Here is an 826-nt window from a genome sequence, read left to right on the forward strand (position 1 = left end):
GGAAAAGCACTGCTACGACATCCCCATCTGTTGGTCGTTGCGGGCTATCTTCGATGCTCTCGACAGCATCGACCAGATCGCCGAAAAGGTCAAAGAGCTCTCCGGCCAGCTCGACCAGATGGACATCTTGATGCCACAGATGGCTGCCCAGCTACCTTTCCAGATCGCGGCGATGAAGACGATGAAGAATTTGACGCTGACCATGCACAGTTCGATGTCGTCGATGTATGACCAGATGGATGAGATGAGCAAGAATTCGACGGCTATGGGGCAGGCTCTCGACGCGTCCAGAAATGACGACTCGTTCTTTCTTCCGCCGGAAGTTTTCGACAACCCTGACTTCAAGCGGGGTATGAATATGTTCCTGTCGCCGGACGGCCACGCGGTTCGATTCATCATTTCCCACGAGGGTGATCCAGCTACCCCCGAGGGAATCTCGCACATCGACCCAATAATGAAAGCAGCCAAGGAGGCAATCAAAGGGACTCCGCTGGAGGGCTCCAAACTCTATATATCGGGCACTGCCTCCGTCTTCAAGGATATGCGCGACGGCTCCAGATGGGACCTGATGATCGTGGGGGTCGCCGCAGCCAGCTTGATTTTCATCATCATGTTGATCATCACCCGAAGCATCGTCGCGGCGTTCACCATTGTGGGTACGGTGTTGGTGTCACTGGGGGCCTCGTTCGGGCTTTCAGTGCTGGTTTGGCAGGACATTATGCAATTCGAACTGCATTGGATGGTCCTGGCCATGTCGATCATTCTGCTGTTGGCGGTAGGTTCCGACTACAACCTGCTGCTGGTATCGCGCTTCAAAGAGGAGATC

1 protein-coding gene is annotated in these 826 nt (G+C 54.6%); it reads left to right on the forward strand.

What is annotated here, in order from left to right:
- Positions 1 to 826 (forward strand): MMPL family transporter (locus F0Q45_RS26340; RefSeq protein WP_149656635.1); only part of this gene is annotated, 826 nt, incomplete at both ends.

The sequence above is a fragment of the Mycobacterium simiae genome, from assembly GCF_008370645.1.
GTDB classification, from domain to species: domain Bacteria; phylum Actinomycetota; class Actinomycetes; order Mycobacteriales; family Mycobacteriaceae; genus Mycobacterium; species Mycobacterium simiae_A.